Below are 23,997 nucleotides of genomic sequence, written 5' to 3'. Positions count from 1 at the left end.
CCCATGCGTTTGAGAGCGGTTCTCTTCGACATGGATGGCACCCTGCTCGACACCGCGCCGGACTTTATTGCCATCTGCCAGGCCATGCTGGCCGATCGCGGCCTGCCACCGATCAGCGAGCGATCGATTCGCGACGAGATCTCCGGTGGTGCCCGCGCCATGGTCGCCGTGACCTTCATGATGGACCCCGAGTCGCCAGGCTTCGAAGCGTTGCGCCAGGAGTTTCTGGAGCGCTACCTCAAGGCCTGCGCCGTCCATAGCCGATTGTTCGACGGCATGGCCGAACTGCTGGCCGACATCGAGAAGGCCAATCTGCTCTGGGGCGTGGTCACCAACAAACCGCTGCGCTTCGCCGAACCGATCATGCACCAGTTGGGGCTGGCACAGCGTTCGGCGCTGCTGATCTGTCCGGACCATGTGACCAACAGCAAGCCTCACCCGGAGCCGCTGATCCTGGCCTGCAAGATGCTCGACCTGGATCCGGCCAGTGTCTTGTTCGTCGGCGATGACTTGCGTGATATCGAATCCGGACGCGACGCCGGGACCCGCACCGCGGCGGTTCGTTACGGCTACATTCACCCGGACGACAACCCCGATCACTGGGGCGCCGATGTGGTGGTCGATCACCCGCTGGAGTTGCGCAAGATACTGGATAACGCGCTGTGCGGTTGTTGAGCCCTGAGCTGGCAAACACCGCGCCTACACATCTCTGTAGGCGCGAGCTTGCTCGCGATGGTGGTTCAGGCACCGCGGGCTATCAGACGCCCCGCGCTATCGTTGACATCCAGCGCGAGCAAGCTCGGCTCCTACAACGTGCGCGGTGAGCCGCCTATCTGTTTTCTATTTGTAGAGGTTTAGCCATGTTCGATTATTCCGCCCGCCCCGACCTGCTCAAGGACCGCGTCATCCTGGTCACCGGTGCCGGCCGTGGCATCGGCGCCGCCGCCGCGAAGACCTATGCCGCCCATGGTGCCACCGTGCTGCTGCTGGGCAAGACCGAAGCCAACCTGAGCCAGGTCTATGACGAAATCGAGGCCGCCGGTCACCCGCAACCGGTGGTCATCCCGTTCAACCTGGAAACCGCCCTGCCGCACCAGTACGACGAACTGGCGGCCATGGTCGAAAGCGAATTCGGCCACCTCGACGGCCTGCTGCACAACGCCTCGATCATTGGCCCGCGCACACCGCTGGAACAGTTGTCCGGCGAAAACTTCATGCGGGTCATGCACGTCAACGTCAACGCCATGTTCATGCTGACCAGCACCTTGCTGCCCCTGCTCAAGCTTTCCCAGGACGCCTCGGTGATCTTCACCTCCAGCAGCGTCGGCCGCAAAGGCCGCGCCTACTGGGGGGCCTACGGGGTGTCCAAGTTCGCCACCGAAGGGCTGATGCAAACCCTGGCCGATGAGCTCGATACGGTAGCCCCGGTGCGCGCCAACAGCATCAACCCCGGCGCCACCCGCACCAGCATGCGGGCCCAGGCCTATCCCGGAGAAAACCCGGAAAATAACCCGACACCCCAGCAGATCATGCCGGTCTATCTGTACCTGATGGGCCCCGACAGCAGCGGCGTCAACGGCCAGGCCTTCGACGCACAGTAAACACCGGCCTCTCCTCCCGCCCCTGCGTGCCGGTATACCGGCACGCAACGCGCTTAATTTCAAAAAGCCATCAGCACACGTCAAACAACTGCCATCCTTTCTGGCAACGATGTTTTCCCCAAAAAACAAGCCGCTGAATTCAAAGGGATTTTATTCGACTGAAGCGATTGGCACGACTTTCGCTCTAACTTCCTCAGACACGCAGCGTGAGAGCTGTCTGGGGGAGCTGCATCGACCGGGTACAAAAGCCCCGGCCAAAAGGACTAGACTGATATCAATCGTCCTGCGGGACTGATGGACCAGTAAGATGCGTCGCCCCAAGCCGCTCTCGCCCAGCCTGTAAGACCGTATTCCGTGCTTAGGGGCTCGCCACCATGAAAACACCTACCCAGACCAACGCAATTGACTTTGATCGCGCCAGATTGCAACGCCTGGGCTTTGGCCAGCTCCCGCACATCCAGCAACGCCCCATCAGCCTGGTTCAACTGCGCCAGCAACTGGCCTTGCAGTTGCAAGTCAGTCTGGAACCGGAGCGTATCCTGGAGACCTTCTTCCGCGAAATTCAGCGCGTGGTCCCGCTGGACGCCCTGAGCTACCTGCATTCGGGCAGCGATTTGCGCCTGGAGTTCGGCCATCGCGGCCGCCACTCGATCAGCTACAGCCTGAGCCATGAAGGCGAATATCTGGGCGAACTGATATTCCGTCGCAACCAGCGTTTCAGCGAACCGGAACTGGGTAACCTGGAGTCATTGCTGGCGAGCCTGCTGTACCCGATGCGTAACGCCCTGCTCTACCGCGCCGCCACCCGCAGCGCCCTGCGTGACCCGCTGACCGAAACCGGCAATCGTGTCGCCATGGAGCAGGCCCTGCAACGGGAGTTCGAACTGGCCCGTCGCCATGGCCAACCGATCTCGGTGCTGATGCTGGATATTGACCACTTCAAGCAAATCAACGACAACCACGGGCACAGCGTCGGCGACAAGGTGCTCAAGAGCGTAGCCGCCTCGATCAAGGACCAACTGCGTAACGTCGACAGGGTGTTCCGCTATGGCGGCGAGGAGTTTCTGATCCTGCTGTCCAATACCCATCGCGAGGCGGCGGCCTTGGTGGGTGAACGCTTGCGCTGTGCGGCGCAGGCCCAGGATTATGACGGTGACGGCCAACTGATCACCCTGACGGTAAGCCTGGGTTGTGCCACGCTGTTGCCGGGAGAGTCCACGGAAAGCCTGCTACGTCGGGCGGACAGCGCCCTGTATGTGGCCAAACGCGAAGGTCGCAACCGACTGGCAATGGCGGGCTGAGCCCAAGGCACGTACTTGGTTGTAGGAGCCGACTTACCGGCGATGAGGCCCGCAAGAGCGATGCAAACCTTTTAAGGCCGCTATCGCCGGCAAGCCGGCTCCCACAACAAGTCAACCCTCGGCGAGGGCGGCCTGGCGTTCGCGGGTGACCGGCGCCTTTTCCGATGGCTCCAGTTGCATGCACCGCTCGAGGAACAGGTACATGTAGTCGTAGCTCTTGCAGATCGCCTGCCGGAGCTCGACCTGCAACGCCTTGGCAGGATTGTTGCCGGCCAGGGTGCAGATGATTTCCAGCGCTTCCCATGGATGGGCATCATCGTACTGGGCATGCATCTTCAACCATTTCATCGCACGCTTGCGGTCCTCCTCCGGGAACGCCGCCGCATAGACTCCCGTCGAACAAACCAGCGCGGACCACTCGCCAGTAGCCCCCTCGATCGCATAGTTGGTCGCGGCAATCGCCACGATCAGCGGGTCGGCCGAACTGGTATGCCAGCACCAATGACTCAGCGCGTGCAGTTCGGGCGGCACCAGTTGCGCCTGCAGGTCCTCAAGGGTCACGCCGTGAGCGCGACTCCAATGCAACCAATAGTCGGCGTGGTTCAGTTCCACACGGATGTTGCGCATCAGCCAACGCCGCGCCATGTCCTCGCCGGGATGGCGGGCAAAACGGGTCTTGGTGAGGTTCTGTGCCATGTACAACGCAAACTGTTCAACCACCGGCCAGCCGCCAATCAGATAGTGGCGCATGGTTTTAGCGCTCAACCTGTTGTCGCGCATCCGCTGGTAAAGTTCGTGTTCGACAACCCGGCGCTTGCTCTCGCTACAGTCCTGAATGAGCTGCTGCGCCCAGGCGGGGTAGCTGGAGGCCTCCATGAGCGGGCCGGTTCTGCTGAATGTGTCGATCACTATCGGGCTCCTTCTGAGTGGTGATTTAAGCAGATCAGCAAAGGTTTCAGCGGAATGTACCAGGCGCCTTGAACAGGAGAGGCCGAGGTCGCGCGGGTCGACACAACAGACTTTCGCAGGTGAACAATTGCGGTCGCTCGATAATGTAGCCTTGAGCATAGTCGACACCGATTTCGAGCAGGGCCTGCTCGATCTGCGCTGTTTCAACAAACTCTGCAATCGTTCGCTTCCCCATGACATGGCCGATGTGATTGATCACCTCGACCATGGCACGGTTAATCGGGTCGTCCAGCATATCCTTTACGAAACTTCCATCGATCTTCAGGAAGTCTACAGGCAAATGTTTGAGATAGGCGAATGAAGACATTCCGGCGCAAAAATCGTCCAGGGAGAACCGACAGCCCAAGTTCTTGAGTTCATTGATAAATCGTATGGCACTGCCGAGATTGGCAATGGCACTGGTTTCAGTTATTTCGAAACAAATCATATCCGGCGGAATGCCGTGCAGCTTGAACTGCTCATGCAGGAAGCCCAGGAAACCGTCGTCGCCAATGGTAATGCCCGACAGATTGATCGCACACATTGCCATCTGCCCCTCGTGCCGCTGGGCGATGCATTCGGCAATGACCTTGAAGACGTTCTCCACCACCCAGCGGTCGAGCTGGGTCATCAGGCCATAACGCTCGGCGGCCGGGATAAAGCTGTCGGGCAGGATCATCCGGCCGGCCTCGTCATGCAGACGCAGGAGGATTTCCACATGGCCGCCGGACTGATCGGCCGGCCCCAGCGCGGCAATTTCCTGTGCATACAGGCAGAAACGATTTTCTTCCAGGGCCATGTGCAAACGCTGGACCCAGGCCATCTCGCCGAAACGCAAGGACAGCTCGGAATCGTCCGCGTGATAGACCTGGACCCGGTTGCGCCCCTTTTCCTTGGCCATGTAGCAGGCCATGTCCGCCGCCCGCAGCGAGGCCTCCAGCGTGGTCGGCGCCTGGGCGATGTGCACCAGGCCGATACTGACCGTGGTCACGAATGGCCGCCCTTTCCAGACGAAATGCAGGTTCTGCACGGTCTGGCGCAGGCCTTCGGCGATTTTTTCCGCAGCCTCCGACGGACAATTCTCCAGCAGTATGCCGAACTCGTCACCGCCCAGGCGGGCCAGGGTATCGCCCTCACGCAGCCCGGATTGCAACAGCGCGCAGATGTGCCGGAGCAGTTCATCGCCGGCCGCATGACCACAGGTATCGTTGACCAGCTTGAACTGGTCCAGGTCGAGGAACATCAACGAGTGACGCGCGGGCTGGCGGCTCAGGCTGTACAACGCCTGCTCCAGGCGATACTCGAACTCACGTCGATTGGCCAGGCCCGTCAGGGCGTCATGGGTGGCTTGCCAGGACAGGTTGGCGATGTACTGCCGCTCCTGGGTCATATCGTGCAACACCAGTACCGTGCCACTGACCTTGCCGGCGTTGCGGATCGGTGCTCCCACCAGGGTTACCGATACGGTACTGCCGTCCAGGCGCTGGATCAGCTTGGAATGTTCGCTGCCACCGCTCAGCCGGCCACTGAGGATATGCTCGATCAGGGTGAAACCTTCGTCCTGGGCATTTTCATCCAGCAGGTTGAACAGCGCCGCCAGGGGCAAGCCACAGGCCTGTTCGGCCTTCCAGTGGGTCAGTTGCTCGGCGGCCGGGTTCATATAGGCGATAGCGCCTCCCACATCGGTGGTGATGACCCCGTCGCCAATGGATTCGAGCGTAATCTGTGCCCGTTCCTTTTCCAGCTGCAAGGCATCGGCAAAGGCATGCCGCTGGGCCAGCAACTTGTGCGTGCGCAGCAAGGCCAGGACGATCAGCCCCAGGGCCGTGGCCAGGTTGGTGATCAGCAGCAGCCGGAGAATGACTCGCGAGCCTTCGCCGAGGGCATCGCTGAAGGCTTTCGCGGCTGGCGTCACGCCATCGTTGATGGCATAGATCTGACTCTTCCAACGCTGGATATCGGTATTGCTCTCCTGGTTGGCGGAAATAGCCTGGTGCATCTGCTGGGCAACGCTGTCCAGCCGCACCAGGTAGCTGTCACCCAGCGTCCACTTCTCAATGGCCCGCTCCATATAGCTGAAGTGCCGGAAGTTCAGGTACAACCAGATGATGCTGGAAACATCGTCGGGATGGTTGCCGCCTTGCAGGATACCGCGCCGGGCACCCGCAAGATCCGGGATCGGCGCATCCAGGGCGACACGCAGGTCATGCCCACCCTGGGGCACGGTAATGGCGTCCTGGTATTTACGGAAAATCGTTTCGTCGCGGCTATCCGCGTACAGGTTGAGGTAGTAGATCGCATCCTTCTGCCCCTTGGACCAGAGGCTTTCGCCAGCCACATAACCGCGCACGGCGGAAAGCACATACAGGCTCCCCCCCCCCAGCAAGGCCTGAAAAAGAACAACAGCGATAAATGGCCAGACGATACCCAACAGCCGTGGCGTTCCGAGAGTCCGCGTTTGCTTCATGAGATCCCTTGCATCAGCACTGCCAGATGAGCACTCGAGAGAAATCCACCTCCGATAGCGCAGCCTAGGCTAATTTCCACGATATCGAAGGAATCAACAATCCGCTCCAGATTCCTGGAGCTTATCCATCGCCCGCACGCACAGAGAAAAAAAATATTTCCGTCAGCCAATTCAATCACTAAGAACAGAAAACCGAGCAAAACTCAAGCACGTCAAATTTTTTGCAGATGCCCGTACAGCTTGGCATAAAGGCCGCCGTCGGCAATCAGTTGCTGATGATCGCCGTCTTCGGCAATCCGCCCGCCATCGAACACCAATACCCGATCCGCCTGTTTCACCGCGGACAGGCGGTGGGCAATGATCAGGGTCGTGCGACCGCTGAGAAACCGGCTCAAGGCTTGATGCAGGTTGTACTCGGTGGCCGCGTCCAGTGCCGACGTCGCTTCGTCGAGGATCACCACCTTGGGCTCGGCCAACACCATCCGGGCAATGGCCAGGCGCTGACGCTGACCACCGGACAGGCGCACCCCGGAACGCCCGACGATACTGTCCAGGCCTTGCGGCAACAGCTTGATCGTAGCGTCGAGCTGGGCAATTTCCAGTGCCCGCCAGCAGGACTCATCACTGCGCTCGCGCCCCATGGTGAGGTTGGCGCGTACCGTATCGTTGAACAACGCCGGATGCTGCAATACCACCGCCACGTTCTCGCGCACGGTGTCCAGGCCAATATCGACTTGAGACACGCCACCGAAGCAAATGGTCCCGGCCTGGGGCGTATACAACCCCAGCAGCAGTTGCACCAGCGTGCTTTTACCGCCGCCGCTGGCCCCGACTATCGCGACTTTTTCGCCAGCGGCGATGGACAGGTCCAGTTGATCGAGCACCGGCTCCGCGCCATAGGCGAAATTCAGCGCCCGCACCTCGATGCCCACGGTGTCATGCCCCTCGAAGGGGTCAATGCCACCGGGGTACTGCGGCTCATCGGCACGCGCCAGCAGCTCGTTGATCCGCTCGAGCGCACCGCCAGCGGCATAGAAGGCATATTGCAGGTTCAACAACTGCTCCACCGGCCCGATCATGAACCAGAGGTAACTGAACACCGCGAGCATCTGGCCAATGGACAGGTCCGAAAACAGTACCGTGAGCATCGCGGCGGCCCGGAAAATATCGATGCCGAACTGAAACAACAGCCCCGTGGCCCGGTTCGATGCGTCGCTTTTCCATTGGGAGGCCACGGCATAATCGCGCACTTCCCGGGCCCGCCTGCCGAGGCGACCGAGGAAAAATCCCTGGCGATTGCCCGCGCGCACTTCCTGGATCGCGTCGAGGGTCTCGGTCAGGGCCTGGGTAAAGCGCGAGGTGCTGTCGTTTTCCAGCTTCTTCAGGTGCTTGACCCGCTTGCCCAACAGCACCGTGGCATAGATCACCAATGGGTTGAACAGCAGGATCAGCAGCGCCAGCTTCCAGTGCATCCAGACCAGGATGGCGGAGGTGCCCAGCAGCGTCAGCATCGCCACCAGAAAGCGACTCAGGGTTTCGCCGACGAACTTGTCCAGGGTATCCAGGTCGGTCACCAGGTGCGTGGTCACGGTGCCACTCCCGAGACTTTCGTACTCCCCCAGGGAAATGCGTTTCAAGCGTTCGATCAGCCGTATACGGATGCGATAGACGATATCCTTCGCCAGCCCGGTGAACAGCCGCGCCTGCACCACGTTGAACATCAAGGCCCCACAGCGCAGGCTCAGGGTCACCAGCAACATCAGGCCGATGTAGCCGACGGCGCGCTGCCAGGCACCGGGCAGCAGGTGATTCATCACCTTGAGCGCGGCATCTCCGTGCCCCAGCAGGACTTCGTCCACCAACAGCGGCAACAGCAGGGGAATCGGCACACTGCACAAGGTCGCCAGTACCGCCACGAGGTTGGCGATCCACAAGGCTTTTTTGTGACGCAGGGCCAAGCGGCGAATTTCTGCCCAGCTCAGGCGGTCCGCGGGTGGCTTGAAGGGTTCGGGTTGATCAGGCACAGGCCGCGCGCTCCAGCCAACGGCCGAGCAGCGGAGCAAGTTCAGCCAGCGGCTGGTAGCCATTGGTCAGCAACGCCAACTGACCGTTGCGCTCGGCCAGCAAGGTCGGGAAACCGGCGATGCCCAGGTCCTGGACCCAGGTGAAGTCGGCGGCAGTGGCCGCATGCTGCTCGGCCGTGTCGAAAGCGCCGGCAAACTCGATGCGCGGCAAACCGGCCTGTTCCGCCAGTTCCACCAGCACGCGGGCTTGGGTGACATCGCGCCCCTCGATATAAAAGGCCCGCTGGATCAGCCCCACCAGCGCCCACGCGCAGTCCGGCGCCAAGCTGCGCGCGGTGACGACCGCTCGACAAGCCGGCTCGGTGTCGTAGACGAAGCCGTCCGGCAAGGCGCCGTCGAGCTTGAACAACTGGCCGGTGGTCTCGGTGACCGCCTGCCAGTGCTCGAGGATATAACGCCGGGTCGTCGGCTCCAGCGCGGAGCCGCTGCCGGTGCGCAAGCCGCCCATGACCAGGTGCAGCTCGACACCCGCCGCCTGCGCCTGCTTGACCAGCGCCTCGGCCACCGGGGCAAACCCCCAGCACCAGGAACACATCGGGTCCATCACATACAGCAGGCGCGCGGACATGGTTCAACCCTCGGAAGATTGACGATAGTTGTAACCGATCGGGTGCGGCTGGTTACGGGCCTTGGCCAGTTCGATCTGCTTCTGGCGATCAGTGGCGCTGCGCCGGGTTTTCTCGCTCAATGTGTCCCAGCAATGCGGACAACTGATACCCGCCACATAGTGCTCCGAGGCACGATCCTCGACGCTGACCGGGGTACGGCAGGCATGACATTGATCGTAGTCGCCTTCGCTCAGGTCATGGCGCACGGTGACGCGATTGTCGAAGACAAAGCAGTCGCCCTGCCACTTGCTCTGCTCCTGGGGCACCTCTTCAAGGTACTTGAGGATCCCGCCCTTGAGGTGATAGACCTCGTCGAAGCCCTGGCTGAGCATATAGCTGGAAGCCTTCTCGCAACGAATGCCGCCGGTGCAGAACATGGCGACCTTCTTGTGCCGGGCCGGGTCGAAATGGGCTTTGATGTAGTCGGGAAATTCGCGAAAACTGGTGGTTTTCGGGTCGACGGCGCCTTCGAAAGTGCCAATCGAGACTTCATAATCGTTGCGGGTGTCGATCAGCAGCACTTCCGGATCGGCGATCAGGGCATTCCAGTTTTGCGGATCGACATAGGTGCCGACCTGCTTGTTCGGGTCCACGCCCTCGACACCCAGGGTGACGATTTCTTTCTTCAGCTTGACCTTGGTCCGGTAGAACGGCTGGTCGTCGCAATAGGATTCCTTGTGGTCGATGTCGACCATCCGCGGATCCAGTTTGAGCCAGGCCAACAAGCCATCGATGCCTTCACGGCTACCGGAAACGGTGCCGTTGATGCCTTCCTCGGCGATCAGCAGAGTGCCCTTGATGCCGTTGTCGACCATTGCCTGCAACAGTGGCTCGCGCAAGGCAACGTAGTCTTCCAGGGTGACGAACTTATAAAGTGCCGCCACGACTATAGGTTGAGTCATGGGTGATTCTCTCCAGGTGGCTGCCCTCGCAAAGGGCGAACCGGATGCAAAAAAAACGCGCCGACAAAAGCGGCGCGTTGCGGATTCTAGCAAAAAAACACCGGTCAAAAAACCAGGATCAATGCCCCCCGCCAGCGCAGACCGGCGATGCCGGTGCCGCGCCGATTTTCACCCACTCTTCAGGGGTGTAGGTATGCAGGGCCAACGCATGGAATTCACTCATCAGGTCACCCAGGGCGGCGTAGACCTTCTGGTGGCGCTTGACGCTGTTCAACCCGGCAAACTGTTCGCTGACCAACACCGCCTTGAAGTGGCTCTGCAACCCGCGGCTGTGCATATGGCTTTCGTCCAGGACTTGCAGGTACTCGGGTTGCAGGGCGCCCAGTGCGGTTTCAATACGTTGCTGCATGCTCATCTCAGGCTCCGCTTACGGCTTTTTCTTCGCCGCTGGGGCTGCAGCCTTGGCAGGCGCCAGTTCGTTGGTCATGTCTTCCAGCAGTTTGTTCACCACCGGTACCGCGCTTTCCAGCTTGGCCTGGGTCATCTGGGCCGATTGCTGGGTCAGCTGCGGCATTTTTTCCAGGACTTTCTTGCCCAGTGGCGATTGGTAGAACGCCACCAGGTCCTTGAGTTCGGATTCGCTGAAGTTGTCAGTGTAGAGCTTGACCATATCCGGCTTCAGCTTGTTCCAGCCGATGGCCTGGTCCAGGGCGGCGTTGGCCTTGGCCTGGTAGGTATCCAGCAACGGCTTTTTCGACGCCGGCGCCTGGGTCTGCTCGAAACGCTGGGCGAACATTTGCTGCACTTGGGCGTAGACCGGGGTTCCCAGCTTGTCGGCATGGGCCAACGTCAGGAATGCTTCGGCACTGGCATTATGGCTGGCGGTATCGGCGAAAACCTGGCCGCTGGCGCATACCAGAGCAACCGCGGTACAGATGGCACGAAGACGAGTCATCGAGTGTCCTTTCTAAACAGGCGAGGTAAAACCCCAAGGGGGCCCATTCTGCGCCTAACAAAGTGTGTCACTCAACCCCGAGGCAATCGCGTCGGTGTCCAGTGGTCGCGAAGCGGGTAAAAAACCGCAAGGGAACCCAAGCGTTCGATCAGGACCTAAACTGCGCTAACCCGCCATCAGGAGTGAACCCGAATGAGTCGCATCGAAACCGACAGCCTTGGCCAGGTGAACGTACCGGAAGAAGCCTATTGGGGCGCCCAGACCCAGCGTTCGCTGATCAATTTCGCCATCGGCACGGAGAAAATGCCGTTGGCGGTCATGCACGCCCTGGCGCTGATCAAGAAGGCCGCCGCACGGGTCAACAACCGCAATGGCGACCTGCCCGCCGATGTCGCCCGGCTGATCGAACAGGCCGCCGACGAAGTGCTGGCCGGCGAACATGACGAGCAGTTCCCGCTGGCGGTCTGGCAGACCGGCAGTGGCACCCAGAGTAATATGAACGCCAACGAAGTGATTGCCGGGCGCGCCAACGAGCTCGCGGGCAAGGGCCGTGGCGGCAAGTTGCCAGTACACCCCAACGATCACGTCAACCGTTCCCAGAGCTCCAACGACTGTTTCCCCACCGCCATGCATATCGCCGCCGCCCAGGCGGTATACCGGCAGTTGCTGCCGGCCATTGCCGAGTTGTCCGGCGGACTGACGGAACTGGCCGCACGGCACATGAAACTGGTGAAGACCGGGCGCACCCATATGATGGATGCCACGCCGATCACCTTCGGCCAGGAAGTCTCGGCTTATATCGCGCAACTGGACTACGCCGAGCGCGCGATTCGCTCGGCGTTGCCGGCGGTCTGCGAACTGGCCCAGGGCGGCACCGCCGTGGGCACCGGGCTCAATGCGCCCCATGGTTTTGCCGAGGCGATCGCCGCCGAACTGGCGGCGCTGTCCGGCTTACCATTCATCAGCGCACCGAACAAGTTCGCCGCCCTGGCCGGCCATGAGCCCCTGACCACCCTCTCCGGGGCCCTGAAAACCCTGGCCGTGGCCTTGATGAAAATCGCCAATGACCTGCGCCTGCTGGGCTCCGGTCCGCGTGCCGGGTTGGCCGAGATCAAGCTGCCGGCCAACGAACCGGGCAGCTCGATCATGCCCGGCAAGGTCAATCCGACCCAGTGCGAGGCACTGTCGATGCTGGCGTGCCAGGTGCTGGGCAATGACGTGACGATCGGCTTTGCCGCGAGCCAGGGTCACCTGCAACTGAATGTCTTCAAACCGGTGATCATCCACAACCTGCTGCAGTCGATCCGCCTGCTCGGAGATGGCTGCAGCAACTTCCAGCAGCACTGCATTGCCGGGCTGGAACCCGATCCCGTGCAGATGGCCGCGCACCTGGAACGCGGCCTGATGCTGGTGACGGCGCTGAATCCGCATATCGGCTACGACAAGGCGGCACAGATCGCCAAGAAAGCCTACGGCGAAAACCTGACCTTGCGTGAAGCGGCGCTGGAACTCGGTTACCTGACCGACGAGGAGTTCGACGCCTGGGTCCGACCGGAGAACATGCTTGAATCCGGCAAGAACGGCTGATGCCATGCTGTTCGCTAAGGAGTCACCGCCTTGCGCGTGCGCCGGGCCTTGAGCCCGGCCATCAGCGACGGCCCCAACGCCACCAGCGCCGAGCCGAACACCACTAGCAACGCGCCGCCATAGCCCAGGCCATTGATGTCTTCAGCCTGCACGAAATCAGGCCACAACCAGGCCGCCAGGGCCACCGCGGCAAAAGTCACCAGGGGCGTGATCGCCAGGGTCGCGCTCACCCGCGAGGCTTCCCAGTGCGCCAAGGCCTCGGCAAAGGCGCCGTAAGCCACCAGGGTATTGAGACAACAGCCCAACAACAGCCAGCCCTGCAACGAACTCAGTTGCAGGACTTCGCTCGGGTGCGCCCAAGGAGTGAGCAACAAGGCGCAAAACAGGTAGATCACCATCATCACCTGCAACGAATTCCAGGCCGTCAGCAATTGCTTCTGGCTCAAGGCATAAAAGGTCCACACGGTGGACGCCAGCAACACCAGCAATACGCCTGCGGTGTAAGTTCCCAGGGACGTCAGCAACTCAACCAGACGCTGGTTGAAAAACAGACCAAAGCCGAACAGCAGCACCAGCAGGCCGATCCCCTGCCCCAGGCTGAAGCGCTCCTTGAACACGAACAGGCTGGCGATCAACAGGAAGATCGGCCCCATCTGCACCACCAGTTGGGCGGTACCGGGACTGAGCCGGTTCAAGCCCATCAGGTAAAGCACGTAGTTGCCCACCAGGCCGAACACCGCCAGCAGTACCAGCCAGCCGCCCCGCGCTCCGAGGTCATGCCGGCTCGGCAAACGCCGGGTCGCCGCCAGATAAACGAAGAGAAAGCCCCCCGACACGATCAATCGGCACCAGGTCACGGTCACCGGATCCATCACCAGCAACACCTGCTTGAGCTTGATCGGCAAAATGCCCCAGAGCACGGCGGTCAGCAGCGCCAGGAACAGACCATAACCCCAGCGCCCGGATGAAATGTGCATGAAGAGTCCTATGGACGTTGGGGAAGCCGCCATTCTAGGCCCTGCATGGCCGACAACACAGCCGGGAAGCGAAGCCCGATGCGACCTCAAGCATGCTGGAAGCGCCGCCAATAAACTGCCTATAACCATTGATCGGACGATTGGACGCGCTATCTTTATAAGTTTTATGCTGTATTTCTGACAGCTACGCTCACCAGTGAGATTTCGCCATGTACGGCAAACGCGCGCAAGACAGCTCCGAGGCCACGCATTTTCGCAGCCACCGGGTCACGGTCATCAATGGATTGTTTTTTTTCAGCACCCGGGAAAACACCCTGGAAGGGCCCTTTTTTAGCCGAGACGATGCCGAGCGCGAAACACAGCTGTATCTGAAGCGCATGCAACTGGCCAAAGACATTCGCGCCAGCCAGGCCCTGTAGCAGACTCGAGATTGCCAAAAGCTTCGCGGGCAAGCCATGCTCCTACCGTTCTGCGTCGAATACGGATTTGCCATACGACACGAATCCGTGGGAGCAGAGTTCGTCGGATCGCGCACCGTCGCGAAGGGGCCCGCAAGACCGCCGACAGCCTTGCGGACAAGCCCGTCCGGCACTGAGCCTCAGCGCAACGCTTCGAACAATCCCGTCGCGCCCATGCCTCCGCCCACGCACATGGTGACGATGCCATAACGCAGCTTGCGCCGTTGCAGTTCGCGCACCAGGTGCCCGACCTGGCGCGAGCCGGTCATGCCGAACGGATGGCCGATGGAAATCGAACCACCGTTGACGTTGTACTTCTCGTTGTCGATGCCCAACCGATCACGGCTGTACAGGCACTGGGAAGCGAATGCTTCGTTCAATTCCCACAGGTCGATATCCGCCACGCTCAGGCCCTTGGCCTTGAGCAACCGGGGCACCGAAAATACCGGGCCGATCCCCATCTCGTCCGGTTCGCAACCGGCCACGGCAAAACCACGGAACAAGGCCTTGGGCATGAGCCCCAGTTGCAGGGCTTTTTCCAGGCTCATCACCAGGGTCATCGAAGCACCGTCGGACAGTTGCGACGAGTTGCCCGCCGTTACCGAACCGTCTTCGGCAAACACCGGCTTCAAACCGGCCAGGCTTTCCAGGGTGGTGTCCGGACGATTGCAGTCATCGCGGTCCACCACCCCTTCCAGGCGCTGGATCTGCCCGCTGGCCTTGTCCTCGACGGCGTAGGTCACGGCCATGGGCACGATTTCATCGTCGAACAGCCCCGCGGCCTGGGCGGCGGCGGTACGCTGCTGGCTTTGCAGCGCGTAAAGGTCCTGCTGCTCGCGGCTGACGCCATAGCGCCGGGCGACGATCTCGGCGGTCTGGCCCATGGGGAAATAGAGCCCCGGCACCTGCTCCTTGAGCAGCGGGTTGATCAGGTTGTCGGTGTTGACGCTTTTCATCGTCAGGCTGATGGATTCGACCCCACCGGCGACGATGATCTCGCTGCAACCGGAAGCAATCTGGTTGGCGGCAATGGCAATCGCCTGCAAGCCCGATGAACAGAAGCGGTTGAGGGTCATGCCGGCGGTGCCGGTTCCCAGCTTCGACAACACCGCGACATTGCGTCCGATGTTGTAGCCCTGGGCACCTTCGTTGGAGCCGGCGCCGACGATGCAATCCTCGACGCTGGCCGGATCGATGCCATTGCGGCTGAGCAAGGCATTGACGCAATGGGCCGCCATGTCATCCGGCCGGGTCTGGTTGAATTTGCCGCGAAAGGACTTGGCCAGGCCAGTCCGCACGCTGTCGACGATCACCACTTCACGCATGGCCCACCTCATTGATTGTTGTTGTCGGTTTGAAGGATCGAGCGAGCATAAGCCCACCCGATTCCCGACCGCGACAATCATTCACCCGGCGTATGCGTGGCCATCGCGCTACTTCGTCTTGCCCTTCCTCTCACGCTTGGCGAACGCGCTCTCGATGGCCAGGTTGAGCGTGCGTAGCACCTTGACCCGGGCCCAGCGCTTGTCATTGGCTTCCACCAACGTCCAGGGCGCCACTTCGGTGCTGGTGCGATCGACCATGTCGCCAATGGCGTCGCGATAGAGCGACCATTTCTCGCGGTTGCGCCAATCGTCCTCGGTGATCTTGAAACGCTTGAACGGAATATCCTCGCGCTCCTGGAAACGCTCCAGTTGGGTCTGCTTGTCGATAGCCAGCCAGAATTTCACCACGATCACCCCGGCGTCGCTCAGTTGTTCCTCGAAGTCGTTGATCTCGCTGTAGGCGCGCATCCAGTCGGCCTGGCTGCAGAAGCCTTCGATCCGCTCCACCAGCACACGGCCATACCAGGAACGGTCGAACACAGTGAACTTGCCGCGCATCGGAATATGCCGCCAGAACCGCCAGAGGTATGGCTGGGCGCGTTCGTCCTCGGTCGGTGCGGCTATGGGAATGATGCGGTATTGCCGTGGATCGAGCGCCGCCGCCACCCGCCGGATCGCCCCACCCTTGCCCGCCGCGTCATTGCCCTCGAACACCGCCACCAGCGCGTGCCGGCGCATGCGTTTGTCGCGCAACAGACCAGCCAGCCGCGCCTGTTCGGTAATCAGCTGCTCTTCATAGTCGTTCTTGTCCAGGTGCTGGCTCAGGTCCAGGCTGTCCAGCAGGCTCAGATCGTCCACCCCCTTGAGCAAGGGCGCGGCATTGGTCGGCCGTGGCTTGGCGTCCCGGGTCTTGAGCGCCGTCTGCAAACCTTCCAACAGGATCTTGCCCACGGTCAGGCTGCGGTAGTGGGGGTCGACGCCTTCAATCACATGCCAAGGCGCATAATCGTGACTGGTACGACGCAGCACCCGCTCGCCGTATTGCACGAACTTGTCGTAAGTCTCCGACTGCTGCCAGTCCAGCGGGCTGATGCGCCAGCTGTGCAGCGGGTCATCCTGCAGCGATTTGAGACGGGCCTTCATCTGTTTCTTGGACAGGTGGAACCAGAACTTGAAGATCAACGCGCCTTCGTCGCAGAGCATTCTCTCCAGGCGTTCGGCGCCATTGATTGCCTGGTCCAGCACGGCGTCCTTGAAGTGCCCATGCACCCGGCCCTGCAACATCTGGCTGTACCAGTTGCCGAAGAACACCCCCATGCGCCCCTTGGCCGGCAACTGCCGCCAGTAGCGCCAGGCCGGCGGCCGGGCCAGTTCTTCATCGGTTTGCTGGTCGAAGGTACGGACCTCGATCAGGCGCGGGTCCATCCATTCGTTGAGCAGCTTGACCGTCTCGCCCTTGCCCGCGCCTTCGACGCCGTTGATCAGTACGATGACCGGAAAGCGCTTTTGCTGATGAAGTTCGAACTGCGCCTCCAGCAAGGCTTCGCGCAAGGCCGGAACTTCGGCGTCGTAGGTCTCTTTGTCGATGGCATGACCGATTTCGGCGGATTCAAACATGGGCGACTCCCTTCCAAGAATGGAGCAAGACTAACGGATCGGCCCCCACTTTGTGACGGGAAATCCCCAGGCCTTGCCGTGGATCAATCCGACGTCCGGCAATGGGCTAGAATAGCCGCCTTGTTGCCGTCGAGCCGCCCATGACCAACGTATCGCCCAATCTTCCCGCTCACGCCCAGATCGACTGGGACGAGCAGGGTCGCCCGCACTCGCGGGTCTTCGATGACGTGTATTTCTCCGACCATTCGGGCCTGGAGGAAACCCGTTACGTGTTCCTCGAGCAGAATCGCCTGCGGGAACGCTTTGCCGCGCTGAGACCGAACGAACGACTGGTGATTGGCGAAACCGGCTTCGGCACCGGATTGAACTTCCTCTGCGCCTGGCAATTGTTCGAGGCCTGCGCGGTGCCAGCTGCCCGGCTGCATTTCGTCAGCGTGGAAAAGTACCCCCTGAGCCGCGCCGACCTGCAACGTGCCTTGGCCCTCTGGCCCGAACTGGCGGTTCTCGCCGAGGCGCTGCTCAAACAGTACGTGGCGATTCATCAAGGTTTCCAGCGACTGCTGCTGGACAATGGCCGGGTGACCCTGACACTGCTGATCGGTGATGCCATGGAGCAATTGCCACAACTGGACGCCCAGGTCGATGCCTGGTTCCTCGACGGTTTCGCCCCGGCGAAAAACCCACAAATGTGGACCCCCGAGCTGTTCAGCGAACTGGCGCGGCTGGCGGCCCCCGGCGCGACCCTGAGCACCTTCACCAGTACCGGTTGGGTCCGACGCTCATTGAATGCCACGGGCTTCAAGATGCGCCGCACACCGGGCATCGGCCATAAATGGGAGATCCTGCGGGGCGAATTCATTGACCGGCCCGTGGACTCGGCCGCGCCGCCGCAGGCCAAGCCATGGTTCGCCCGCCCCCAGCCACCCAGCGGCGAGCGCCGGGCGCTGGTGATCGGTGGCGGCCTGGCCGGTTGTGCCAGTGCCGCGAGCCTCGCGGCACGTGGCTGGCAAGTCTGTTTGCTGGAGCGCCACGATGAGCTGGCCCGGGAAGCCTCGGGTAACCCGCAAGGCGTCCTCTACCTCAAGCTGTCGGCTCATGGCACCGCCTTGTCACAACTGATCCTCGGTGGCTTCGGCCATACCCGGCGTTTGCTTGAGCAGTTGCACAAAGGCCTCGACTGGGATGACTGTGGTGTACTGCAACTGGCTTTTGATGCGAAAGAAGCCGAGCGCCAGGCCCAGTTGGCCGCCGCCTTCAGCCCCGAGTTGCTGCGGGTGCTGGATCAGGCGCAGTCCCAGGCCCGCGCCGGTGTAGCCCTTGAACATGGTGGGTTGTTCTTCCCGGAAGGTGGCTGGGTCCACCCACCCGCCTTGTGTGCCTGGCAAGCCAGCCACCGGAATATTGAGGTACGCCTGCATAGCGAGGCTTTCGAACTGCGCAATATCGATGGCCAATGGCAGGCGTGGGACGCCGACTCCCTGCTGGGCAGCGCCCCGGTGGTGGTCCTCGCGGGGGCCGCTGAAGTGAAACGCTTCGCGGCCAGCGCGGCGTTGCCGCTCAAGCGTATCCGCGGACAGATCACCCGCCTGGCGCAAACCGCCGAGAGTGCGGCCTTGAGTACCGTGGTCTGCGCCGAAGGCTATGTCGCGCCGGCACGCCTCGGTGAACATACCCTGGGGGCCAGCTTCGACTTCAAGAGCAATGATCTGGCGCCCACCACCGCGGAACACATTGGCAACCTGGAGCTGTTACAGGACATCTCACGCGATCTGGCCGACCGCCTGAACAGCGACAAGTTGGCCCCGGAGCAACTGCAAGGCCGTGCCGCTTTTCGCTGTACCAGCGCCGACTATCTGCCGGTGGTCGGGCCGCTGGCGGACCCGGGGCTTTTCGCCGAAGCCTACGGCGTCCTGGCCCGGGATGCCCGGCAAATCCCCCAGGTCCCCTGCCCTTGGCTCGAGGGACTGTATATCAACAGCGGCCACGGCTCCCGTGGTCTGATCAGTGCGCCGCTCTCGGGCGAGTTGCTGGCCGCCTGGCTGGAGAACGAACCACTGCCGCTGCCGCGCAGCGTCGCCGAGGCCTGCCATCCGAATCGCTTCGCCTGGCGGGCGCTGGTTCGAGGCAAGGGCAAGCCTGGGGCGGGCGCCTGAAGCAGCACTCAGATACAGAGTCAGACCCGGGCGGAATGCTCATCCAGCTCGTTCTGGGTCAGGGTTTCGAGAAAAGTCTGCTCCTCGGCGATACGGTTCTCCATCAACACTGACAAACGCCGGGCATAACGATCGCTGAGCATCTCCGGGGAGTTGGTCAACAGTTGCTCCTCCTGCTCGTGAAAGGGTTTGTTGAACCGGGCAAAATTGCGTGGGTATTTCTTTTTCAGGTAGTCGATCCAGAAATCCCTTGAAGCAATGAAGCTCCTCATCGCCGGCGTGTCCTCAGCCTCGCGGACGCGCGTACGGGCTTCAAGGATCTGCTTCTCGGTGACATTGGCAATCGACCTGAAGAACATTTCCTTCGGCTGCCCGGGCAAATACAGCGAACGTCCCAGCCCTACTCGATAGGCCAGGTTCACCTCGACCTCATCGACCGCACTCGATGAAGACACCTCGGGACTATCCTGCAGAGCCTTGACATGAGCCCTGGCGATGTCGTCGATGCGCTCCAGGCGAAACAGTCCGCGCGCCAGTTTCAGCAACTCCGTCGGCTCATTGGTCCTGGTCGCCAGATTCCGAGCCCTGGCCAACAGCATGCGGACTTCCAGATGGCTGAAATTTCGCGCGGCGCTATCGACGCACGTCATCGGGTCGGCCGCCAGATCGAACAGTTCGCCGCGCAACGTTGTGTCCTCGGCCGCCTCCCCCAGCACCTCCCAGACACGTCGCGTCAGGTCCGCACGAATCTTCAGATAGTCCGCGCTGCCCCCCAAGCGTCCCAACAACGCGAAAAATTCCTCGGAACCCGCCTCCCGCCGCAAGTCGTGCCACAGGTCCCGCAGGCTGTCACGGCGCTCCCCCGCCTCGATATCGGCCAGCCAACGCTGGCGCGCACTGAACTCATCCAACTCCAGCTCCGTCTCAGGAATACCGAAGGTGATTCCGCTACTCACCCGATAGGCGGCCAACTGATTCTGATCGTCGACCGTAAAGGGGTTGTTACGCAGAATGATCCGCCGATTGATCGGCGAAGGCGCCGCATAGAGGGCGTCCGAGACGCTGCGGATCTGGTTATCGCGCAAGTCCGCTTCGTACAGCCGAACCCGGGTCAACAGGCCAGCAGGCAAACTGTCGATTCCCGCTCCCCGCAGGAGCAGACGGCGCAGGTGCGGCATCTGGCCGACATCCAGCAAGCCGACATCAAAGTTGCCGTTCAGGTTCAGCACTTCCAGATTGTGCAAGCTCGACAGCACATTGACCGAGCCCGGAGTCAGCACGATCCGGTTGTCCTGCGCGTGCAGCTCCCGGAGCTGGCGCATGTCGGCAATCGCACTGGGCAGGCGATCAAGCTGATTGTTGTTCAACTCCAGTTTGCGCAGATTGGAAAAATGCTCGAGAAAATCTTCGGGAATGCGGTCCAGCCCCATGTACTTCAAAGAAAGCTCGGTGACATGATCGAAGTTGATCCCGAAGGGCAAGCGCGGCAAGTCGTCGACACGCAAGCCTGCCAGACTCAGGCTGCGACCAATGACGACGCCATTCTCGTCATAGGTTCTGGGCGTTTGCCGCCGCCAGCAACGCTCGATGATCTGGGTCGCCTGTTCACGGCTCTCGGCCACGCCTCCCATCCAGGCGTGCGAGCGGTGAATACGCACCTCATCCCCCTGCCAATTGAACAGCGCCAAGCGCAGCTGCTGCAATTCCCCCTCAAGCGCGTCAAGCTGGTTTCTGACCTGGAGCGGATCGTCGCCGAGGGAAAAAAAGAAGTTGCGCGCTTCCGGCTCGCAGAGGTCGGGATACAGCCGGGTCACCCGGCGCAATCCTCGTCGCGAGCCATGAACACCGCCGCGCTTGATACGTAGACAGCCTGGAGCAGCCTTGTCGCGCCAGGCCGGCGAGCGGTGTCCTGGCTTGCGCGCGGGGAGACCGAGGGTTTCCTCTAGTTCGACGCGCGGACGCGCCAGTATCTTGGACATCAACTGCTGGTGCAGCAACTCGGCTTCGCCCAGCTCGATCCCCATCGCCTCACGTTCGCTCAGCCGCAGGCCACCGAGCAACGCAGCGCTCAGGGCAAAGCGCCCCTTGCCCCGTGGCCCCAGGCTCAGCCCCGAGCCATCAAAGGCCTGATAACCTTGCGCGGTCCTGAGCAAAACCCGGCGCCGGGGCAGATCTTCGTCACCCATCTCGATCAACAGGTGACCATCGAATCGATCCTGGCGAATCTCCAGGCGCAAATCCAGCGGCCAGCCCTCGATCGTTTTCAGCATGGGCAACTGCAACCTGGCGTTTTCCAGACTGCCCGGGCTCTCGAGAAAGCCGCCATCCAACGCATGGTTGATTCGAATTTCGCGCACGCCCTCGTTCGCCTCTTCAATCAACTGCAAGGGCAGCCGATCACTGAGGCTCAAGCGTCCTCTCAGCACATCGTTCGCCTGCCCCAGAATTTCACGCAAGACCCCGTCCGGCAAATCGGGAAAGCGTCGCCTCAAGCTGACTGGCAGCCCCACATCGGTCACGCAGGACAAGCTGTAGAGACGCTGGAACAACGCCGCGCGATGCTCGCGCACATGTGCGCCCAGCACGTGCTCCAGACACGCCGACACCTTGTCGGCGTCCACCACCGAACCGAGCAGCGCCTTGCGATCCTCGCTCGTCAATTTGTTCAAGACTGCCGCCACCCCCTGCGTCTCGATGTCCTGGGCCCGCAACATCAACCTGCGCGGCTGCGCGGTCAGGTCTGCCCCGTATTCGCGCAGCGGTTTGCGCGCCGCGTCCAGAAGCATGAGCGTGTAATCCTGGGGCCACCCCTTGAGGCCTGGCAGAATCTGCAACTTCAGATCAAGCAAGCGGGCCGCGACCGATTTCGGCGCATCAGCAGGCGCGAGCAGCCAATCCAATTCGTGGTTCAGTCTGAAACGCTGTATCGAGTCGAGCAGAGGGGCCGGGATCGTTGCATTATTCATATGCATGCGCCGCAACGACACTTCGTCGAGTCGCTGAATCGACAGGATCTGCTCGATGCTTTCATCACTCAGGAAACGCACCTCAGGCCCCAGGCGACGAAACAGGTAGACCGGATCATGCCATTGCAAGGGCGATTCGTGGACCAGCCTCCAGGCCCCACGACCATTGTGTTCAAGCAAAGGCTCGTAGGCTGATTCGCGGCTCGGGTGGCGCAAGCGCCAGGCCCCGACAGATTCATCCCGGTAGACCCGGTAAGGTTCGCCCGCGATATCCAGGTAACGATGGCCGTCCCCCGCGTCATCGCCCTGATAGAAGCCCTCGTGGTCCAGCGTCCGCTCCGCCAGCCCAGGCGCTTCATGGCGGTAGGCACGCGGCTCGGCCTGCCACAGCCGGTAGCGACCATCGCTCGACTCGATCGGCAACAGGTCGTTGAAAAAGTCCGAGTGTCGCTGGAAGAACCCTTTGAGGGCCTTGCTCCCCCAATGCATGGCAACCCCCTGGGCAACCATCGTGGCAATATCCTCGGCCACCGACATCATGTGCGTGATGGCCTCGTCACGCTCACCACGCTGCCAATCCTCGTAGCCCTCATAGGACTCGGCCAACAGTTGCCCGACCGCCACGCCCATCATCAGTAAACCCAGCCAGGGATTGACGAAGGCCGCCAGGTTCAGCAGGGTCATTCCCAGGCTCAACACCGACAGATACCTGGCCTTGCGGGCATCCTGGTCGATATCCTCGGTCGGGACCGCCACCACCCGCGCATCCTCCTGGAACCGCAGGACCTGTTGCCGGTAGAGATGAAAAAACAACTCAAGGCTCAGCTGCGCAGGCTTCAACTGTAGATCGGCCGCCTGATTCAGGCACCTGGTAACCTTGCCGTCGGCAGTCCGGGTCTCAAGGGTCAGGCACTTGCGCAACAGCGAGAGGAAACCCGGCAGGTCGCGCTGGCTGACAAAACCGCAGAAGAACTTCTCATACGAGGGTTGCCAAAGGCGAATACACAGTTCGGCCTGAAACGCCTCAAGGGAGGCATAGAGTTTGAATCGCGTCAGCGGATCGTTGGGAATATGCACCAGCACCCGGTTTTTCATGCTGGCCTTCCCGGTCTGCGGCACATTCTGCAGCGTGAACAGGCAAATAGCCGATAACGAAAAGCCCAGCATCTTCAATTCATTGACCATCATCCGCGAGCCATCCGGCGCTACGTCGACATTCAACTCGATCAATTTGCACAGTTGCCGATGGGCAATGTCATCGATGTCCTTTTTCATGTAGGCAATACAGGCGTCCACCAACATATCGGCTTTCTTTTGTTGCAGGATGGCGGACTCGATACGAAGTTCGTCGCTCACCGTCTGCCGCCCTTCATTTTCCGCAAGATGAAAAGCCCTGCACACATGCTGCTGATAGCGCTTTCCCAGATCGAGCTTGCGCACCAGCTCGACAAAGGCCTCCAGTGTGATGCTTGGCACCTGCTTCGGGTCGCCGCTCAGACTGATATGGGACTTGGGGGGAAACTGCTCGTCCGCTTCAAAATTCTGTAACGCGGCCTCCAGCAAACTGTGGCTGGTATAGGTCATCGGAAAGAAGTAAGCCACCCCGGACGGAGCCGGCAGCATCGGCCATCGATTGGCAATTTTCAGTTGATCCTTGTGAATATCCAGTCCCGGGCCGAATCGAACGCGCAGTGCATTGACAAGCAACGGCTCGCAAAAATCGCGGACGGCCTTCAGGTCCTTGAGCCGTGATGACACCTCCTCTTTGCAAAACTGACTGAGGCGCAAGTATTCACGCAGGCGTGCAATATCTTCGGCGCTGGCTTCCAGTAACCAGCAGGGAGCATTGGCCTTGATTACATCTTCGTTGGCGCTATGTTCGTCCGGAGCGGACGCTGCAATAAACATGTGGAAATACCCTTGTCGTCCATGTCCATCGAGGGTATCGCCGGCCCAGGCTTTAAAATCGATAAAAAATTATTATCTATCAGTAGGTTAATAAAAAAATAAATAGGCTTTGGACAGCCGGATAGCCCCCATCCGCGGAA

The 23,997-nt window shown here is 61.1% G+C and carries 17 protein-coding genes; 6 read left to right on the top strand and 11 right to left on the bottom strand.

Features of this window, described 5'->3' with window-relative positions; all coding sequences use genetic code 11:
* The first annotated feature begins 3 nt into the window (after positions 1–3).
* The 3 genes from mupP (at position 4) to PFEN_RS21415 (ending at position 2,902) form a co-directional block, all read left to right on the top strand.
* Entirely contained in the window at positions 4–675 is a 672-nt protein-coding gene (gene mupP, locus PFEN_RS21425; RefSeq protein ID WP_191488701.1) for an N-acetylmuramic acid 6-phosphate phosphatase MupP, read from the top strand.
* A 185-nt stretch (positions 676–860) separates the two neighbouring features.
* Entirely contained in the window at positions 861–1,601 is a 741-nt protein-coding gene (locus tag PFEN_RS21420; RefSeq protein WP_191488700.1) for a YciK family oxidoreductase, read from the top strand.
* Between the two features lie 374 nt (positions 1,602–1,975).
* On the top strand, positions 1,976–2,902 hold the full coding sequence (locus PFEN_RS21415) for a GGDEF domain-containing protein (RefSeq protein ID WP_191488699.1): 927 nt from the start codon (positions 1,976–1,978) through the stop codon (positions 2,900–2,902).
* A gap of 111 nt (positions 2,903–3,013) precedes the next feature.
* Here the strand turns inward: PFEN_RS21415 and PFEN_RS21410 are convergent, their stop codons facing one another.
* The 7 genes from PFEN_RS21410 to PFEN_RS21380 form a co-directional block, all read right to left on the bottom strand.
* Entirely contained in the window at positions 3,014–3,778 is a 765-nt protein-coding gene (locus PFEN_RS21410) for a TenA family transcriptional regulator (protein WP_412071463.1), read from the bottom strand.
* Between the two features lie 79 nt (positions 3,779–3,857).
* Positions 3,858–6,317: an EAL domain-containing protein gene (locus tag PFEN_RS21405; RefSeq protein ID WP_191488697.1), complete on the bottom strand. Its 2,460-nt coding sequence runs from the start codon at positions 6,315–6,317 to the stop codon at positions 3,858–3,860.
* A 212-nt stretch (positions 6,318–6,529) separates the two neighbouring features.
* Positions 6,530–8,341 carry an ABC transporter ATP-binding protein gene (locus PFEN_RS21400; protein ID WP_191488696.1) on the bottom strand — a complete coding sequence of 604 codons (1,812 nt, stop codon included), beginning with the start codon at positions 8,339–8,341 and terminating at the stop codon, positions 6,530–6,532.
* On the bottom strand, positions 8,334–8,936 hold the full coding sequence (locus PFEN_RS21395) for a DsbA family protein (RefSeq protein WP_191488735.1): 603 nt from the start codon (positions 8,934–8,936) through the stop codon (positions 8,334–8,336). Before PFEN_RS21395 ends, PFEN_RS21400 begins: the two co-directional genes overlap by 8 nt.
* 36 nt (positions 8,937–8,972) lie before the next feature.
* On the bottom strand, positions 8,973–9,911 hold the full coding sequence (locus tag PFEN_RS21390; protein WP_191488695.1) for a rhodanese-related sulfurtransferase: 939 nt from the start codon (positions 9,909–9,911) through the stop codon (positions 8,973–8,975).
* A gap of 118 nt (positions 9,912–10,029) precedes the next feature.
* Positions 10,030–10,326 carry a BolA family protein gene (locus PFEN_RS21385; protein WP_191488694.1) on the bottom strand — a complete coding sequence of 99 codons (297 nt, stop codon included), beginning with the start codon at positions 10,324–10,326 and terminating at the stop codon, positions 10,030–10,032.
* Positions 10,327–10,338: 12 nt separating this feature from the next.
* A complete protein-coding gene (locus PFEN_RS21380; RefSeq protein WP_191488693.1) occupies positions 10,339–10,866 on the bottom strand; it encodes a DUF2059 domain-containing protein in 528 nt (175 codons plus the stop codon).
* Positions 10,867–11,058: 192 nt separating this feature from the next.
* Here PFEN_RS21380 and PFEN_RS21375 point away from each other — a divergent pair, with 192 nt between their 5' ends.
* Positions 11,059–12,453 carry a class II fumarate hydratase gene (locus PFEN_RS21375; RefSeq protein WP_191488692.1) on the top strand — a complete coding sequence of 465 codons (1,395 nt, stop codon included), beginning with the start codon at positions 11,059–11,061 and terminating at the stop codon, positions 12,451–12,453.
* Positions 12,454–12,467: 14 nt separating this feature from the next.
* Here PFEN_RS21375 and PFEN_RS21370 read toward each other — a convergent pair whose 3' ends face one another.
* Positions 12,468–13,430 (bottom strand): DMT family transporter, encoded by a 963-nt coding sequence (locus tag PFEN_RS21370; RefSeq protein ID WP_191488691.1) that lies wholly within the window; start codon positions 13,428–13,430, stop codon positions 12,468–12,470.
* A 209-nt stretch (positions 13,431–13,639) separates the two neighbouring features.
* Between PFEN_RS21370 and PFEN_RS21365 the strand changes: the two genes are divergently transcribed.
* A complete protein-coding gene (locus tag PFEN_RS21365) occupies positions 13,640–13,849 on the top strand; it encodes a DUF6316 family protein (protein WP_191488690.1) in 210 nt (69 codons plus the stop codon).
* A 179-nt stretch (positions 13,850–14,028) separates the two neighbouring features.
* On the opposite strand, the gene PFEN_RS21360 is transcribed toward PFEN_RS21365, so the two are convergent.
* Positions 14,029–15,213, bottom strand: coding sequence for a thiolase family protein (locus tag PFEN_RS21360; protein WP_191488689.1), 1,185 nt, complete (start codon positions 15,211–15,213; stop codon positions 14,029–14,031).
* Positions 15,214–15,321: 108 nt separating this feature from the next.
* Positions 15,322–16,830 carry a polyphosphate:AMP phosphotransferase gene (gene pap / locus PFEN_RS21355; protein ID WP_191488688.1) on the bottom strand — a complete coding sequence of 503 codons (1,509 nt, stop codon included), beginning with the start codon at positions 16,828–16,830 and terminating at the stop codon, positions 15,322–15,324.
* 140 nt (positions 16,831–16,970) lie between these two features.
* Here pap and mnmC point away from each other — a divergent pair, with 140 nt between their 5' ends.
* Positions 16,971–18,983 carry a bifunctional tRNA (5-methylaminomethyl-2-thiouridine)(34)-methyltransferase MnmD/FAD-dependent 5-carboxymethylaminomethyl-2-thiouridine(34) oxidoreductase MnmC gene (gene mnmC / locus PFEN_RS21350; protein WP_191488687.1) on the top strand — a complete coding sequence of 671 codons (2,013 nt, stop codon included), beginning with the start codon at positions 16,971–16,973 and terminating at the stop codon, positions 18,981–18,983.
* Between the two features lie 20 nt (positions 18,984–19,003).
* Here the strand turns inward: mnmC and PFEN_RS21345 are convergent, their stop codons facing one another.
* Entirely contained in the window at positions 19,004–23,857 is a 4,854-nt protein-coding gene (locus PFEN_RS21345) for an NEL-type E3 ubiquitin ligase domain-containing protein (protein WP_224771034.1), read from the bottom strand.
* Between the last annotated feature and the right edge of the window lie 140 nt (positions 23,858–23,997).

Source organism: Pseudomonas sp. FEN, assembly GCF_904067045.1.
Taxonomy (GTDB): domain Bacteria; phylum Pseudomonadota; class Gammaproteobacteria; order Pseudomonadales; family Pseudomonadaceae; genus Aquipseudomonas.
This window is presented reverse-complemented; position numbering and strand designations above follow the sequence as displayed.

What these genes read in the sequence shown, in the direction of transcription:
- mupP (WP_191488701.1), top strand. Translation starts at nt 4, where the DNA reads ATGCGTTTGAGAGCGGTTCTCTTCGACATGGATGGCACCCTGCTCGAC.
- PFEN_RS21420 (WP_191488700.1), top strand. Translation starts at nt 861, where the DNA reads ATGTTCGATTATTCCGCCCGCCCCGACCTGCTCAAGGACCGCGTCATC.
- PFEN_RS21415 (WP_191488699.1), top strand. Translation starts at nt 1,976, where the DNA reads ATGAAAACACCTACCCAGACCAACGCAATTGACTTTGATCGCGCCAGA.
- PFEN_RS21410 (WP_412071463.1), bottom strand. Translation starts at nt 3,778, where the DNA reads ATGGAGGCCTCCAGCTACCCCGCCTGGGCGCAGCAGCTCATTCAGGAC.
- PFEN_RS21405 (WP_191488697.1), bottom strand. Translation starts at nt 6,317, where the DNA reads ATGAAGCAAACGCGGACTCTCGGAACGCCACGGCTGTTGGGTATCGTC.
- PFEN_RS21395 (WP_191488735.1), bottom strand. Translation starts at nt 8,936, where the DNA reads ATGTGTTCCTGGTGCTGGGGGTTTGCCCCGGTGGCCGAGGCGCTGGTC.
- PFEN_RS21390 (WP_191488695.1), bottom strand. Translation starts at nt 9,911, where the DNA reads ATGACTCAACCTATAGTCGTGGCGGCACTTTATAAGTTCGTCACCCTG.
- PFEN_RS21385 (WP_191488694.1), bottom strand. Translation starts at nt 10,326, where the DNA reads ATGAGCATGCAGCAACGTATTGAAACCGCACTGGGCGCCCTGCAACCC.
- PFEN_RS21380 (WP_191488693.1), bottom strand. Translation starts at nt 10,866, where the DNA reads ATGACTCGTCTTCGTGCCATCTGTACCGCGGTTGCTCTGGTATGCGCC.
- PFEN_RS21375 (WP_191488692.1), top strand. Translation starts at nt 11,059, where the DNA reads ATGAGTCGCATCGAAACCGACAGCCTTGGCCAGGTGAACGTACCGGAA.
- PFEN_RS21370 (WP_191488691.1), bottom strand. Translation starts at nt 13,430, where the DNA reads ATGCACATTTCATCCGGGCGCTGGGGTTATGGTCTGTTCCTGGCGCTG.
- PFEN_RS21365 (WP_191488690.1), top strand. Translation starts at nt 13,640, where the DNA reads ATGTACGGCAAACGCGCGCAAGACAGCTCCGAGGCCACGCATTTTCGC.
- PFEN_RS21360 (WP_191488689.1), bottom strand. Translation starts at nt 15,213, where the DNA reads ATGCGTGAAGTGGTGATCGTCGACAGCGTGCGGACTGGCCTGGCCAAG.
- pap (WP_191488688.1), bottom strand. Translation starts at nt 16,830, where the DNA reads ATGTTTGAATCCGCCGAAATCGGTCATGCCATCGACAAAGAGACCTAC.
- mnmC (WP_191488687.1), top strand. Translation starts at nt 16,971, where the DNA reads ATGACCAACGTATCGCCCAATCTTCCCGCTCACGCCCAGATCGACTGG.
- PFEN_RS21345 (WP_224771034.1), bottom strand. Translation starts at nt 23,857, where the DNA reads ATGTTTATTGCAGCGTCCGCTCCGGACGAACATAGCGCCAACGAAGAT.